General features: G+C 69.3%; 12 protein-coding genes. 4 read left to right on the forward strand and 8 right to left on the reverse strand.

The window, feature by feature from the left end; translation table 11 throughout:
• The 3 genes from sucC to recA all read right to left on the reverse strand — a co-directional run.
• The coding region (sucC, locus tag NFT33_RS13305; protein WP_251676021.1) for an ADP-forming succinate--CoA ligase subunit beta at window positions 1–881 on the reverse strand (881 nt) is incomplete at its 3' end.
• Window positions 882–1,043: 162 nt separating this feature from the next.
• Window positions 1,044–1,529, reverse strand: a complete 486-nt coding sequence (recX, locus tag NFT33_RS13310; protein WP_251676024.1) for a recombination regulator RecX — start codon at window positions 1,527–1,529, stop codon at window positions 1,044–1,046.
• Between the two features lie 14 nt (window positions 1,530–1,543).
• Window positions 1,544–2,599 carry a recombinase RecA gene (gene recA / locus NFT33_RS13315; RefSeq protein WP_037480324.1) on the reverse strand — a complete coding sequence of 352 codons (1,056 nt, stop codon included), beginning with the start codon at window positions 2,597–2,599 and terminating at the stop codon, window positions 1,544–1,546.
• A 297-nt stretch (window positions 2,600–2,896) separates the two neighbouring features.
• Between recA and NFT33_RS13320 the strand changes: the two genes are divergently transcribed.
• Both NFT33_RS13320 and NFT33_RS13325 read left to right on the forward strand, forming a co-directional pair.
• Complete coding sequence (locus tag NFT33_RS13320; protein ID WP_149504576.1) at window positions 2,897–3,568, forward strand: response regulator; 672 nt, start codon at window positions 2,897–2,899, stop codon at window positions 3,566–3,568.
• A gap of 103 nt (window positions 3,569–3,671) precedes the next feature.
• Window positions 3,672–5,153, forward strand: a complete 1,482-nt coding sequence (locus tag NFT33_RS13325) for a sensor histidine kinase (RefSeq protein WP_251676241.1) — start codon at window positions 3,672–3,674, stop codon at window positions 5,151–5,153.
• Between the two features lie 38 nt (window positions 5,154–5,191).
• On the opposite strand, the gene rodA is transcribed toward NFT33_RS13325, so the two are convergent.
• Genes rodA through NFT33_RS13350 form a run of 5 tightly spaced genes read right to left on the reverse strand, consistent with a single transcriptional unit; the run spans window position 5,192 to window position 11,161 of the window.
• Complete coding sequence (gene rodA, locus NFT33_RS13330; protein ID WP_251676243.1) at window positions 5,192–6,352, reverse strand: rod shape-determining protein RodA; 1,161 nt, start codon at window positions 6,350–6,352, stop codon at window positions 5,192–5,194.
• A 2-nt stretch (window positions 6,353–6,354) separates the two neighbouring features.
• Complete coding sequence (gene mrdA / locus NFT33_RS13335; RefSeq protein WP_251676026.1) at window positions 6,355–8,520, reverse strand: penicillin-binding protein 2; 2,166 nt, start codon at window positions 8,518–8,520, stop codon at window positions 6,355–6,357.
• Window positions 8,521–8,560: 40 nt separating this feature from the next.
• Window positions 8,561–9,079, reverse strand: a complete 519-nt coding sequence (mreD, locus tag NFT33_RS13340; RefSeq protein WP_251676028.1) for a rod shape-determining protein MreD — start codon at window positions 9,077–9,079, stop codon at window positions 8,561–8,563.
• A 12-nt stretch (window positions 9,080–9,091) separates the two neighbouring features.
• Entirely contained in the window at window positions 9,092–10,072 is a 981-nt protein-coding gene (gene mreC / locus NFT33_RS13345) for a rod shape-determining protein MreC (RefSeq protein ID WP_251676030.1), read from the reverse strand.
• A 45-nt stretch (window positions 10,073–10,117) separates the two neighbouring features.
• Window positions 10,118–11,161, reverse strand: a complete 1,044-nt coding sequence (locus NFT33_RS13350; RefSeq protein ID WP_037480320.1) for a rod shape-determining protein — start codon at window positions 11,159–11,161, stop codon at window positions 10,118–10,120.
• Window positions 11,162–11,421: 260 nt separating this feature from the next.
• Between NFT33_RS13350 and gatC the strand changes: the two genes are divergently transcribed.
• Both gatC and gatA read left to right on the forward strand, forming a co-directional pair.
• Window positions 11,422–11,721, forward strand: coding sequence for an Asp-tRNA(Asn)/Glu-tRNA(Gln) amidotransferase subunit GatC (gene gatC / locus NFT33_RS13355; protein WP_149504572.1), 300 nt, complete (start codon window positions 11,422–11,424; stop codon window positions 11,719–11,721).
• Window positions 11,722–11,741: 20 nt separating this feature from the next.
• Complete coding sequence (gene gatA / locus NFT33_RS13360; protein ID WP_251676032.1) at window positions 11,742–13,238, forward strand: Asp-tRNA(Asn)/Glu-tRNA(Gln) amidotransferase subunit GatA; 1,497 nt, start codon at window positions 11,742–11,744, stop codon at window positions 13,236–13,238.
• Window positions 13,239–13,273 lie beyond the last annotated feature (35 nt).

Genomic DNA, 13,273 nt, shown 5'->3' on the forward strand with positions numbered 1-13,273 from the left:
GTGGCGCCGCCGCCGACGTCCAGGAAGTTGGCCGGCTCGCCGCCGAACAGCTTGATGGTGTCCATCGTCGCCATCGCCAGACCGGCGCCGTTGACCAGGCAGCCGATGTTGCCGTCCAGGCTGATGTAGGCCAGATCGAACTTCGACGCCTCGACCTCGGCCGGATCCTCTTCGTCCAGATCGCGGTAGGCCACGATCTCCGGGTGACGGAACAGCGCGTTGGAGTCGAAGTTGAACTTCGCGTCCAGCGCCATCAGGTTGCCCTTGCTGTCACGGTTGAGCGGGTTGATCTCGACCAGCGAGGCATCCGTCTCCATGTAGCAGCGGTACAGGTTCTTGAACAGCGACACGGCCTGGTCCACGGTGTGGCCTTCCATGCCGATGGCACGCGCGATCTTGGCCGCCTGCTCGTCGGTCAGACCGGCCAGCGGGTCGATCATCTCGGTGATGATCTTCTCGGGCGTCGAGTGCGCGACCTCCTCGATGTCCATGCCGCCTTCCGACGAGGCGATGAAGGCCACGCTCTGCGTGCCGCGGTCGGTGACCAGCGAGACGTAGAACTCCTTGCCGATGTCGGCGCCGTCCTCGATGTACAGGCGGCGGACCTTCTGGCCTTCCGCGCCGGTCTGGTGCGTGACCAGCTGCATGCCCAGGATGTCGGTGGCGCGGGCGCGCACGTCGTCGAGCGACTTCGCGACCTTCACGCCGCCGCCCTTGCCGCGGCCGCCTGCATGGATCTGCGCCTTCACGACCCAGACCGGGCCGCCCAGCTTCTCGGCGGCTTCCACCGCCTCCTGAACCGTGAACGCCGGGTAGCCGCGCGGCACCGGAACGTCGAACTGGCGCAGGATTTCCTTGCCTTGGTATTCGTGGATCTTCATCGCTTGAGCTCTGTTCTGAAGGGATTCAGGAATGAATGCGTCCTGGCGCGCTGCGGCGGCGCCCTGGTCGGCGGCTTTGCCGAGGCGCGCGAACTGTAGCATGTTGCGCCGCATCAACAGGATGCGTGCTTCCCACAGTGTTTGGACGTCGTATGACCAGGGTCAGTCTGGCCGATCCTGCGCTTCAGTGTCGTCGATCTCGGCATGTGCCGCGGCCTGCAGCACCTGGCGGACGATGGTGGACGAGAAGCCGCGAGCGAGCAGAAAGCGCGTCTGGCGCGCACGCTCGTTCAGGTCGGACGGCGCGCTGGCGTAGCGGCGTGACCAGACCGCGCGCGCCCGGCTCAGCTCGCTGTCCTTCAGGGCGTCGAGCGCTTCCTGGTGATCGGCCGGATCGACGCCGCTGGCGTTCAGCTCCTGGCGGATGCGGCCGCTGCCGTGGCGGGCAGCGCGCCGGTGCAGCAGAGATTCGACGAAGCGCTGCTCGCTGAGAAAGCCCAGCGCGGTCAGCTCGTCCAGCAGCGCATCGACCTGCTCGGCGCTTTCGGCATGCGGTGCGAGCTTGCGCGCAAGTTCGCTGCGCGAATGCTCGCGCAGGCTCAGGAAGCGCAGCGCGCGTCCTTTCAGACTGAGGCTGGGCGCTGGCACGGGTGCCCGCGGGCTCAGGCGCCTTCGGTGCCGGCCAGCGGCGGCAGCAGGCTGATGCCGAGCGATTCGCGGATGCGGTTCTCGATCTCGTGGGCCAGATCCGGGTTCTCGCGCAGGAACTCGCGGCTGTTGTCCTTGCCCTGGCCGATCTTCTCGCCCTTGTAGGCGTACCAGGCACCGGACTTGTCGACCAGCTTGGCGTTGACGCCCAGATCGAGAATCTCGCCTTCGCGGCTGATGCCCTCGCCGTAGAGAATGTCGAAGTCGGCGGTCTTGAACGGCGGGCTGACCTTGTTCTTGACCACCTTGACCCGGGTCTCGTTGCCGATCACCTCGTCGCCCTTCTTGATGCTGCCCACGCGGCGGATGTCGAGGCGCACCGAGGCGTAGAACTTCAGCGCGTTGCCGCCGGTGGTGGTCTCCGGGCTGCCGAACATCACGCCGATCTTCATGCGGATCTGGTTGATGAAGATGACGGTGCAGTTGGTCTTCTTGATGGTGGCGGTGAGCTTGCGCAGCGCCTGGCTCATCAGACGGGCCTGCAGGCCGGGCAGGGCATCGCCCATCTCGCCCTCGAGCTCGGCCTTCGGGGTCAGCGCCGCGACCGAGTCGACGACGATCAGGTCGACCGCGCCGGAGCGCACCAGCGCATCGACGATCTCCAGCGCCTGCTCGCCGGTGTCGGGCTGGCTGATCAGCAGCTCCTGCAGGTTCACGCCGAGCTTCTGCGCGTACTGCGCATCGAGCGCATGCTCGGCGTCGATGAAGGCGCAGGTGCCGGCGAGCTTCTGCATCTCGGCGATGACCTGCAGCGTCAGCGTGGTCTTGCCCGAGGACTCGGGGCCGTAGATCTCGATGACCCGGCCGCGCGGCAGGCCGCCCACGCCCAGCGCGATGTCCAGGCCCAGCGAGCCGGTCGAGACGACCTGGATGTCCTCGATCACCTCGCCCTCGCCGAGGCGCATGATCGATCCCTTGCCGAACTGCTTGTCGATCTGCGCCAGCGCGGCCTGCAGGGCCTTGGCCTTCTCGGTGTTCAGCGAGGCGGGGGCGGACTTGGATGCATCCATCGGGGTTCTCCTGGGTGTGGCGGCCATTATCTCAGAGACTGTCTATTTGTACAGTGGTGATGTGATGGATCGGTCGGCGGATCCGCTGGCCTGTGGCCTGAGGTGCACAGGCGATCCGGACGGCAGGTCATCCGATGACTTCGCCCCGGCCATGCTGTCCGGCTGTTGCCTGACGAGACGCAAGGCGCGGGTGGCCATCATCGCATCTGTCCCGATGCGGTACGGTCCGGGGCTTTCTACAATCGGACCCAGAAGCAGGGATCCCTCAGGATCCGGCAGGATACAGAGGAGACTGACATGCGCATTCTGATCGCCGAAGATGACCAGGTCCTGGCCGACGGACTGCTGCGCAGCCTGCGCAGCGCTGGCTATGCCGTCGACCATGTGGCCAGCGGATCGGAAGCCGATGCCGCGCTGGCGGCCCACGAGTTCGATCTGCTGATTCTCGATCTGGGTCTGCCCAAGATGCATGGCCTGGAGGTGCTGAAGAAGCTGCGCGGGCGCGGCTCGGCGGTGCCGGTGCTGATCCTGACTGCGGCCGACTCGATCGAGCAGCGCGTCAAGGGCCTGGACCTGGGCGCCGACGACTACATGGCCAAGCCCTTCTCGCTGCAGGAGCTGGAGGCCCGGGTGCGCGCGCTCACCCGCCGCGGCCTGGGCTCGGCCAGCAGCCTGATCAAGCACGGGCCGCTGACCTTCGACGCCACCGGTCGCGTCGCCTACATCAACGAGCAGATGGTCGACCTGTCGGCGCGCGAGCTCAGCCTGCTGGAGGTGCTGCTGCAGCGCGCCGGCCGCCTGGTGAGCAAGGACCAGCTGGTCGAGCGGCTGTGCGAGTGGGGCGAGGAGGTCAGCAACAACGCCATCGAGGTCTACATCCACCGGCTGCGCAAGAAGATCGAGCAGGGCCCGATCCGCATCGCCACCGTGCGCGGTCTGGGCTACTGTCTTGAGAAGATCGCGGCCTGAGGCCCTGCCGGTTCCGGAACCGGCCTCGGCGCCGGCTGCGCCGGTCGGGCTGCTTGCGCGCCGGCGCGAGCAGCGCTCGCTGTTCGGCGAGATCCTCGACTGGATGCTCGCGCCGCTGCTGCTGCTGTGGCCGATGAGCCTGGCGCTGACCTGGCTGGCCGCGCAGGGCATCGCCAGCCTGCCGTATGACCGGGCGCTGATCGAGTCGGTGCGCTCGCTGGGCCAGCGCGTCGAGGTGCGCGGCGACGACATCCTGTTCGACCTGTCGCGCGAGACGGCGCGCATGCTGCGCGCCGACGAGGTCGACAATGTCTATTACCTGGTGCGCGGCGCGCGGGGCGAGATCGTCAGCGGCGACCGCGACCTGCCGCTGCCGCCCGCCGACGAGCCGCGCACGCCCGGCCAGGTCAAGGTGCGCGACGACGAGATCCACGGCGACAGCGTGCGTGTGGCCTACCAGTGGATCGTGCCGGGATCGGACGCGCGCGCGGTGCTGGTGCAGGTGGCCGAGACGCAGGCCAAGCGCTCGCGGCTGGCCACCGAGATCATCAAGGGCGTGATCCTGCCGCAGTTCGTCATCCTGCCGGTGGCGGTGCTGCTGGTGTGGATGGCGCTGGTGCGCGGTCTGGCGCCGCTGACCGCGCTGCAGCAGCGCATCCGCGAGCGCGCCAGCGACGATGTCTCGCCGATCGACGTGCATGAGGTGCCCGAGGAGGTCTCGCCGCTGGTGCAGGCGATCAACGACCTGCTCGAGCGCCAGCAGTCCTCGCTGGCGACGCAGAAGCGCTTCCTGGCGGATGCGGCGCACCAGCTCAAGACGCCGCTGGCGGGCCTGCGCATGCAGGCCGAGCTGGCTGCGCGCGAGATCGACGCCGGCCACGGCGATCCGCAGCTGCTGCGTGCCTCGCTGCAGCAGATGGCGCGGGCCTCGCAGCGCGCGGCGCACATGGTCAACCAGCTGCTGTCGATGGCGCGGGCCGATGCACGTGCCGGCATCGAGGCCCGTGACCGCATCGACCTGGAGGCCCTGGCCACCGATGTGGTGCGCGACTTCGTGCCGCGTTCGCTCGATGCCGGCATCGATCTGGGCTACGAGGGCGCCGACTCCCGACTGCCGGACGCCCTGCAGCGTCCCGGCCAGACCGATGTGCTCGGCCACGCCCTGCTGCTGCGCGAGCTGATCTCCAATCTGGTCGACAACGCGCTGCACTACACCCCGCGCGGCGGTGCCGTCACGGTGCGGGTGGTGCCCGATCCGTTTGCGCAGACGGTGGTGCTGCAGGTCGAGGACTCGGGGCCGGGCATTCCGGCGGCCGAGCGCGAGCTGGTCTTCCAGCCCTTCTACCGCGCGCTGGGCACCACGGTCGACGGCTCCGGCCTGGGGCTGGCGATCGTCGCGGAGATCGCCCACCAGCATGGCAGCACGGTGCAGCTCGACGATGCCCGCGAGCCGGGTCAGGTGCCGATCGGCGAGGGGCCGGGGGCGCGCTTCACCATCCGCCTGCGCCAGGCGCCGGTGCCGGAGGCGGTGTCGCCGGAGGGGCCGGCGGCCGAGCCGGCGCGCTCCGACGAGATTCCGGTCTGAGCCGCGCCGCCCGGCCGCCGCTCTGCATCAGCTCTGCCTCAGCTCTGCATCAGCCGGCGCGATCGGGCGATCGACATCAGGATGCCCAGCGACAGCCCGAGCGTGACCAGCGCGGTGCCGCCGTAGCTCATGAAGGGCAGCGGCACGCCCACCACCGGCAGGATGCCGCTGACCATGCCCATGTTGACGAAGGCATAGACGAAGAAGCTCATCGTGATCGAGCCGGCCAGCAGGCGCGAGAAGGTGGTCGGCGCCTCGTGCGCGATCACCAGGCCGCGGAAGATCAGGAAGGTGTAGGCCGCCAGCAGCGCGCAGCCGCCGGCAAAGCCGAATTCCTCGGAGAAGGCCGCGAAGATGAAGTCGGAGGTGCGCTCCGGGATGAACTCCAGATGGGTCTGGGTGCCCTGCATGAAGCCCTTGCCGGTCAGTCCGCCCGAGCCGATGGCGATCATGCCCTGGATGATGTGGAAGCCCTTGCCCAGCGGATCGCGGTTCGGGTCGAGCAGGGTGCAGACGCGGTTCTTCTGGTAGGTGTGCAGCACATGCCAGTCCACTCCGGGCTGGCAGATGGTCGGCTCGGCCAGGATCAGCGCGATGATGCCGATGCTGCCCAGCGCGATGGCCGGAAGGATCAGCTTCCACGACAGCCCGGCGAAGAAGATGACGAAGAAGCCGGCGAAGAAGATCAGCAGGCCGGTGCCCAGGTCGGGCTGCTTGGCCACCAGCAGGAAGGGCACCAGCACCAGCACGAAGGCCTTGGCGATGTCGCCGGTCTGGCCGCGGCCTTCGCGGCGCTGGAACCACCAGGCGGCCATCAGCGGCGTGGCGATCTTCAGGATCTCGCTGGGCTGGATGACGATGCCGACATTGAGCCAGCGCCGTGCGCCCTTGTTCGTCGGGTCGATGCCGAAGGCGGCGGTGAGCAGCAGCAGGATGACGCCCAGCGTGTACAGCGGCACCGCCAGCGACATCAGCCGCTGCTGCGGTGCCTGGGCCACCAGGAAGAAGACCACGCCGGCCAGCGCCATGTTGCGCACCTGCAGTCCGAAGCGCGCGCCGTTGTCGTAGCCGGCCGAGTACATCGCGGTCAGGCCGATGGTGGCGATGATCAGGATGGCCAGCAGCAGCGGCAGATCGAAGCCGCGGAACAGCGGCTGCACCCGCTGCCACAGGGTCGGGCGGTCGAACGGGGTGTTGATGATCATGGCGCGGAGTCCTTCGGTGAGGCGGCCGGTGTGCTCGGCGCCGGCGGCGCGGGCGATGCATCGCGTCGGGGCACCCACCAGCGCTGCAGCGCGCGGGCCTGGGGCGGTTCGCCCGGCGGGGTCGGGTCGATCTGGCGCGGCGTGCTGGCATTGGCGGTGGCTGCGGAGGAGGCCGCCGCCGCGGGCGGGTCGCTCTCCATGCCGCCGGTGCGCGCCGGCGGCAGCGGCACGTCGGCCACCGCGATGAAGGGGCCGATCGGCGCCGCCCCCTGGCCCTTCTGGACCAGCGCGATGTCCTCGGGCGAGGGATAGCGGCCGGCGATCACATAGTCGAGCACACGACGCACGATCGGCGCGGCGGCCTCGGCGCCGAAGCCGGCGTTCTCCACGACGATCGCCAGCGCGATGCGCGGCTCGTCCAGCGGCGCGAAGGCGGTGTAGAGCGAGTGGTCGCGCTTGTACTCGGCCAGCCGGGAGGCGTTGTACTTCTCGTTCTGGCGGATGGTGACCGCCTGCGCGGTGCCGGTCTTGCCGCCGCTGGCGTAGGCCGCGCCGGCAAAGACCCGGGTGGCGGTGCCGGACTGGGTCACGCCGAACATCGCGCGCTTGATGACATCGACATCGGGCTCGCGCAGCTTCATGTCGAGTACCAGCTGCGAGGACAGGATGCGTGTCTCGCGGCTGACCGCGTCCTCGATGCCGCGCACCACGCGCGGCGCGTAGCGCTTGCCGCCGGCCACCAGCGTGGCCTGCGCGCTGGCGAGCTGCAGCATGGTGAAGTTGTTGTAGCCCTGGCCGATGCCCAGCGAGATGGTCTCGCCGGCATACCAGCGCTTCTGCTCCGGGCGCTTGTACTTGGTGCGCTTCCACTCGGTCGAGGGCAGGTCGCCGGTGGCCTCGCCTTCCAGGTCGATGCCGGTCTTCTCGCCGAAGCCGTAGGGCGCCATCTGGTCATGGATCATGTCCACGCCCATCTCGCTGGCGAGCATGTAGTAGTAGACATTGCTCGACTGCACGATCGAGCGGGCCATGTCGACCGAGCCCAGGCCATGATCGCCGTGGCTGCGGAAGCGGTGGTTGCCGAACATGAACGAGCCGTTGTCGAAGATGGCCTGGCCGGCGGTGCGCTTGCCGGTGATCAGCGCGGCCATCGCCATGAAGGGCTTGTAGGTCGAGCCTGGCGGGTAGGTGCCGCGCAGCGCGCGGTTGAGCAGCGGCTTGTCGAGCGACTCGTTGAGTTCCTTCCAGGAGTCCTGGTCGATGCCGCCGACGAACAGATTGGGATCGAAGCCGGGCTGGCTGACGAAGGCCAGCACCTCGCCGTTGCGCGGGTCGATCGCCACCAGCGCGCCGCGGCGCCTGCCGAACAGCTCCTCGACCAGCGCCTGCAGCTTGATGTCGATCGACAGCCGCACGGTGTTGCCCGGCGTGGCCGGCTCGGAGCGCAGCAGCCGCACCGGATGCCCGCCGGCCGAGGTCTCGACCTCCTCGAAGCCGGTGATGCCGTGCAGCTCGCGCTCGTAGCTCTGCTCGATGCCGAGCTTGCCGATCACCTCGGTGCCGCGGTAGTTGGCCTGGTCCTCGTCGGACCACTCGGCCATCATGTCCTTCTCGCGCTGGTTGATGCGGCCGATGTAGCCGATCAGATGGCCCGCCGTCTCGCCGAAGGGATAGTTGCGGAACAGCCGCGCCTTGATCTCGACGCCGGGAAAGCGGTAGCGCTGCGCGGTGAAGCGCGCGACCTCCTCGTCGGTGAGCTTGGTGCGGATCGGCAGCGACTCGAAGCGCTTGGACTCGACCATCACCCGCTTGAAGCGGCGGCGGTCGCGCGGCGCGATCTCCACCACCTCCGAGAGCTGGTCGATCACGGTGTCCAGATCGTCGACCAGCTGCGAGCGGGTGATCTCCAGCGTGTAGGCCGAGTAGTTGTCGGCCAGCACCACGCCGTTGCGATCGACGATCAGGCCGCGGTTGGGCACGATCGGCACGATCGAGATGCGGTTCTTCTCGGCCCGGGTCGAGAGTTCCTCGTGCTTGACCACCTGCAGCACCAGCAGCCGCGCCACGATCAGGCCGAAGCAGATCAGCACCAGCAACGCAGCCGCCAGCAGGCGGGTGCGGAACCGGTCGAGCTCCTGTTCGACGTTGCGCAGTTCGGTCATCGTGACGGCGGGGCGGCGCGGCGGCGGATCACGGCCCGCCTCACAGCGGCCGGTTCTCGTCCGGGTCGGGGGCGCGGCGCTGCGGCACCAGCAGCAGCCAGCTCGCCAGCGGCCACAGCAGCGCCTCGAACAGCGGCGCCAGCAGCATCGGCCAGCCGGGGAACTCGGCGCCGGTGGCCAGGCGCAGCAGCAGCGAGGTCACATGGGCGGCGGTGAACAGCGGCAGCACATGCACCGCCTGCGCGCCCGGCGTGAACCACAGGATGCGGCGATGGATGGTGATCGCGAAATAGCTCAGCAGCGTGTAGGCGAGCGCATGCTGACCCAGCAGCGCGCTGTCGTGCACATCCATCAGCAGGCCGAACATGAAGGCCGCGCCGACACCGACGCGGCGCGGCTGGTGCACGTTCCAGAACACCAGCGCAAGCGCCATCAGGTCCGGCATCGCCGGCTGGCGGCCCAGCGGGATCAGGTTGAGCAGCAGCGCCGCGACCAGCGTGGTCCACATGAACCATGGGTTGACCGGCAGCAGCAGCTGGTCCGACGAGCGGGGCATCATCGGCGGATCTCCTCAGGGCGAGCGGCGCGGCGCAGGGGCAGAGGCGGCGGAAGCCGCGCTGGCCGCGGTGCTGGTCCGTTCGCGGGCTTCCTTGCCGTGGGCCGGCAGCGAAGGCTCGTCGGCGCTCGGACGGGCCGGCTGGTGCAGTCCGATCGGCTCGAGCACCAGCACATGGCGCACATGGTCGGGCGAGGCCATCGGCTGCAGCATGATCTTGGCGAAGTCGGACTGGGTGCGCCGGTCGAGCCGGCTGACCTTGGCCACCGCCAGTCCGGGCGGGTAGACACCGTCCAGGCCGGAGGTCTGCAGCAGGTCGCCGACCTGCACGTCGGCGTTGGCGGCGACGAAGCGCAGTTCCATGCTGTCGCTCGACGGCGAGCCGAAGACCACGCCGCGCTGGCCGGTGCGCAGGTTGTGCACCGGGATGGCCGCATCCTCGTCGATCGCCAGCGTGACCTCGGCGGTCATCGGATAGACCCGGGTGACCTGGCCGAGCACGCCGTCCTCGTTGACCACCGGCGAGCCCGGCAGGATGCCGTGGCTGCTGCCGCGATCGACGATGATCTTGCGGGTGTAGGGGTCGGGCGCGTCGTAGAGCACCTCGGCGGCGCGCGCGCGCAGCGACAGCCGCTCGCGCAGCTCCAGCAGGGCGCGCAGTCGGGCGTTCTCCTGCTGCAGCTGGCCGGCCTGCACGGAGCGCTCCGACTGGCGGGTCAGCTCGGCGCGGGCCTGATCGGCACGGGCCTGGGCCTGGGCGATGCCGTCCACATACAGGCCGGCCGACAGCGCGCCGCGCACCGGCGCGAGCAGCACCCGCTCGATCGGATGCAGGATGACGGCCGCAATCGCACGCAGCGGGCCGGTCAGGCCGAGCCGGGTGTCGGCCGCCATCAGGAACACCGACAGCGACGCGAACACGATCAGCCGCGTCAGGGCCGAGGGGCCCTGGCGGAAGAACGGTGGCGGCGTGCGGTCGAGGGTGCCCAGCGGCATGTCGGGAAACGGTCGGCGCGGCCGGCAGCGTCGGCGCGCGGCCGCTTATTCGGACGTGAAGATCGAGCCGAGGCGCTCCATGCGCTCCAGGGCCATGCCGCAGCCGCGCACCACGCACGACAGCGGATCCTCGGCGACGAGCACCGGCAGGCCGGTCTCCTCGGCCAGCAGACGGTCCAGGTCGCGCAGCAGCGCGCCGCCGCCAGTCAGCATCATGCCGCGCTCGGCGATGTCGGCGCCCAGCTCGGGCGGGGTCTGCTCCAGCGCCTTCTTGACGCTGGAGACGATCTGGTTGAGCGGGTCGGTCAGAGCTTCGAGGATCTCGTTGCTCGATACGGTGAAGCTGCGCGGCACGCCTTCCGAGAGGTTGCGACCCTTGACTTCCATCTCCTTGATCTCGGAGCCGGGGAAGGCCGAGCCGATCTCCTTCTTGATGGCCTCGGCGGTGGGCTCGCCGATCAGCATGCCGTAGTTGCGGCGGATGTAGTTGATGATGGCTTCGTCGAACTTGTCGCCGCCGACGCGCACCGAGCCCTTGTAGACCATGCCGCCCAGCGAGATCACGCCGACCTCGGTCGTGCCGCCGCCGATGTCGACGACCATCGAGCCGGAGGCTTCCGACACCGGCATGCCGGCGCCGATCGCCGCGGCCATCGGCTCCTCGATCAGGTAGACCTCGCTGGCGCCGGCGCCGAGGGCCGACTCGCGGATCGCGCGGCGTTCCACCTGGGTCGAGCCGCAGGGCACGCAGATGATGATGCGCGGGCTCGGTCGCAGGAGCGAGCGCGGATGCACCATCTTGATGAACTGCTTGAGCATCTGCTCGGTGACGGTGAAGTCGGCGATCACGCCGTCCTTCATCGGGCGGATGGCCTCGATGTTGCCCGGCACCTTGCCGAGCATGGCCTTGGCCTCGGCGCCGACCGCCTGAATGGTCTTCTTGCCGTGCGGGCCGCCTTCGTGGCGGATCGCCACCACCGACGGCTCGTTGAGCACGACGCCGGTGCCACGCACATAGATCAGGGTGTTGGCGGTCCCGAGGTCGATCGCGAGATCGGTGGAGAAATAGCGACGCAACGATCCGAACATGGTGAACTCGAAGGCGTTTCGGTGGCGTGACGACCAGCCACGAAACGCGGGTCTGAACTGGAAACCGTGAACCCTGCCTGTCCGGCGCCATCGGGCCGGGCCCGGCAGGGCGTGAAGCAAGGGCGGGTGATAATACCCCATGGCTTGTGGCACGCATCCGGCGTCCCGGCCAAGCCACTGCATGTCGGCGCTTGCTGTCCTTCTTTGGAGGGATGGGCTGGGCGCTCATATTGCTTAAACCACCAAATCCGTCACGAAAAATGGCACTCACGCCTCAGGATGTGAGCCGCATCGCAAATCTTGCGCGGCTTGAACTCAGCCCGGCCGAGCAGGCGAGCCTGCTGGGCGAGCTCAACGGCTTCTTCGCGATCGTCGAGCAGATGCGGGCGGTCGACACCACCGGCGTGGCGCCGCTGTACACGCCCCTGTCGGCCATCCAGGAGGTGGCGCTGCGCCTGCGCGAGGACGCGGTGACCGAGCCGGACAGCCGCGAGGCCAACCAGAAGAGCGCGCCGGCGGTCGAGGCCGGCCTGTTCCTGGTGCCGCGGGTGATCGAGTGAACGACAGGGGAAGGATCACGATGACCCAGCTGCATGAACTCGGCGTGGCCGAGCTGTCGCGCCTGCTCGACGAGAAGCAGGTCTCCAGCGTCGAGCTGACGAAGCACCTGCTGGCCCGCACGGCCGCGCACGCCTCGCTCGGCGCCTTCCTGGCGGTCGACGAGGAGGTGGCGCTGGCGCAGGCCGGTGCGGCCGACCTCTGGCGCGCCCGCGGCATCGACGGCCCGGCGCATCCGCTGCTGGGCGTGCCGATCGCGCACAAGGACATCTTCGTCACCCGCGACCTGCCCAGCACCGCCGGCTCGAAGATGCTCGCGGGCTACCGCAGCCCCTTCGACGCCACCGTGGTCAGCCGGCTGGCCGCGGCCGGCGCGGTGACGCTGGGCAAGCTCAACTGCGACGAGTTCGCGATGGGCGGCTCCAACGAGAACTCGGCCTGGTTTCCGGCCCGCAATCCGTGGGACACGGCGCGCATCGCCGGCGGCTCGTCGGGCGGCAGCGCGGTGGCGGTGGCCGCGCGCCTGGTGCCGGCCACGACCGGCACCGACACCGGCGGCTCGGTGCGCCAGCCCGCCAGCCTGACCGGCGTGACCGGCATCAAGCCGACCTACGGCCGCTGCTCGCGCTACGGCATGATCGCCTTCGCCTCCAGCCTGGACCAGGCCGGCCCGATGGCGCGCTCGGCGCTGGACTGCGCGCATCTGCTGCAGGCGATGAGCGGCTTCGACCCGCTGGATGCCACCAGCGCCGAGCAGCCGGTGCCCGACTTCGTCGCCGCCACGACCGCGCTGCGCGAGGGCGCCACGCCGGACCAGCCGCTCAAGGGCCTGCGCATCGGCCTGCCGAAGGAATTCTTCGGCGACGGCGTCTCGGCCGACGTGCGGGCGGCGGTGCGTGCCGCGCTGGCCGAGCTGGAGCGCCTGGGCGCCACGCTGGTCGAGGTCAGCCTGCCGCGCACCGAGCTGTCGATTCCGGTCTACTACATCATCGCCCCGGCCGAGGCCAGCTCGAACCTGAGCCGCTTCGACGGCGTGCGCTACGGCCACCGCGCGGCCGAGTACAAGGATCTGAACGACATGTACCGCAAGAGCCGCAGCGAAGGCTTCGGCCCCGAGGTCAAGCGCCGGATCATGATCGGCACCTATGTGCTCTCGCACGGCTACTACGACGCCTACTATCTGCAGGCGCAGAAGCTGCGCCGCATGATCGCCGACGACTTCCAGGCCGCGTTCAAGGACTGCGACCTGATCGCCGGCCCGGTGGCGCCGACGGTGGCGCGACCGATCGGCAGCCAGACCGACCCGGTGGCCGAATACCTGGCCGACATCTTCACGCTGCCGGCCTCGCTGGCAGGGCTGCCCGGCCTCAGCGTGCCGGCGGGCTTCGGCGCCGACGGCCTGCCGGTGGGCCTGCAGCTGATCGGCAACTACTGGCAGGAAGGCGCGCTGCTGCATGCCGGCCACGCGCTGCAGCAGGCCACCGACTGGCACCTGAAGGCGCCTGCCGGGCTGGCGTGACATCCGACCTGCGCGTGCCCGACCTGCTCGGGTTC

This window comes from Sphaerotilus sp. FB-3, from assembly GCF_023706025.1.
Lineage (GTDB): Bacteria > Pseudomonadota > Gammaproteobacteria > Burkholderiales > Burkholderiaceae_C > Sphaerotilus > Sphaerotilus sulfidivorans.

What these genes read in the sequence shown, in the direction of transcription:
- gatC (WP_149504572.1), top strand. Translation starts at nt 11,422, where the DNA reads ATGGCACTCACGCCTCAGGATGTGAGCCGCATCGCAAATCTTGCGCGG.
- recA (WP_037480324.1), bottom strand. Translation starts at nt 2,599, where the DNA reads ATGGATGCATCCAAGTCCGCCCCCGCCTCGCTGAACACCGAGAAGGCC.
- NFT33_RS13325 (WP_251676241.1), top strand. Translation starts at nt 3,672, where the DNA reads ATGCTCGCGCCGCTGCTGCTGCTGTGGCCGATGAGCCTGGCGCTGACC.
- NFT33_RS13350 (WP_037480320.1), bottom strand. Translation starts at nt 11,161, where the DNA reads ATGTTCGGATCGTTGCGTCGCTATTTCTCCACCGATCTCGCGATCGAC.
- NFT33_RS13320 (WP_149504576.1), top strand. Translation starts at nt 2,897, where the DNA reads ATGCGCATTCTGATCGCCGAAGATGACCAGGTCCTGGCCGACGGACTG.
- mreD (WP_251676028.1), bottom strand. Translation starts at nt 9,079, where the DNA reads ATGATGCCCCGCTCGTCGGACCAGCTGCTGCTGCCGGTCAACCCATGG.
- gatA (WP_251676032.1), top strand. Translation starts at nt 11,742, where the DNA reads ATGACCCAGCTGCATGAACTCGGCGTGGCCGAGCTGTCGCGCCTGCTC.
- mrdA (WP_251676026.1), bottom strand. Translation starts at nt 8,520, where the DNA reads ATGACCGAACTGCGCAACGTCGAACAGGAGCTCGACCGGTTCCGCACC.
- mreC (WP_251676030.1), bottom strand. Translation starts at nt 10,072, where the DNA reads ATGCCGCTGGGCACCCTCGACCGCACGCCGCCACCGTTCTTCCGCCAG.